This window comes from Pseudomonas sp. RA_35y_Pfl2_P32 (assembly GCF_963970735.1).
Taxonomy (GTDB): Bacteria; Pseudomonadota; Gammaproteobacteria; order Pseudomonadales; family Pseudomonadaceae; genus Aquipseudomonas.
Genome location: NZ_CAXAQF010000110.1, coordinates 1 through 651, shown reverse-complemented (window position 1 = coordinate 651; position 651 = coordinate 1). Strand labels below are relative to the sequence as shown.

2 protein-coding genes are annotated in these 651 nt (G+C 62.5%); both read left to right on the top strand.

What is annotated here, in order from left to right; all coding sequences use genetic code 11:
* Positions 1–285: hypothetical protein (locus tag AACY45_RS27345; RefSeq protein ID WP_339548568.1), on the top strand; the 285-nt coding region annotated here is incomplete at its 5' end.
* 27 nt (positions 286–312) lie between these two features.
* The gene (locus AACY45_RS27340) at positions 313–561 is read left to right on the top strand and encodes a hypothetical protein (RefSeq protein ID WP_339548566.1); all 249 of its coding nucleotides are present in this window, start codon (positions 313–315) and stop codon (positions 559–561) included.
* Positions 562–651: the final 90 nt, after the last annotated feature.

Here is a 651-nt window from a genome sequence, read left to right as displayed (position 1 = left end):
GTGACCATGCGCGTTCGCTCGCCCATCGTCTGGACCGCGTTCGTCCTGGCAATCGTGATCGGCTTTGCCGTGCTCGAAGGTCTCGCGCTTACCGACCCCGACGGTCTGTCGCTGTCCCAATGGTACGTCAGCATCACGCTCGCATGGCCTCCGATCAAAACGCTGCTCGGCATCCTGATCGGCATTCTCATCTGCCATTTCGGCTGGTGTTGGGAGCCGAAAGAAAAGCGCGAGCGCTGCGCGACTTGCGGGCGCGACGTCCTCAAAGATCCTCACGGCGGCTAGGGCCGCATCACACCTGGAGAAGCAGCGATGAACTCGAACCTCTTCCACAACGTCGCCAATGTCGCGAGCCTTGCGCTGGCGCTCGGCACGGCCACGCTCTTGTGGTCCGGCTGCACGTTGACAGCAACCGGATCGTTCGACTGCTCGACCTCGTTCATCAACCCCGCTTACACGACCGGCGCGATCGCGGTCCTGCAAGCCATCAAGATGGGCGTCAACGTCGTGCGCGACGGCATTTCCGGCCTGACGAAGCCGCAGCCGCCCGTCCAGCAATAGTCAAACGGCGAGGTTGGGCACTCTCAGAAGGAAAGCAGGTCGGGATGGGCGAGGGGATGCGCGATGAGGATATCAGGGCAATCGTGCGTG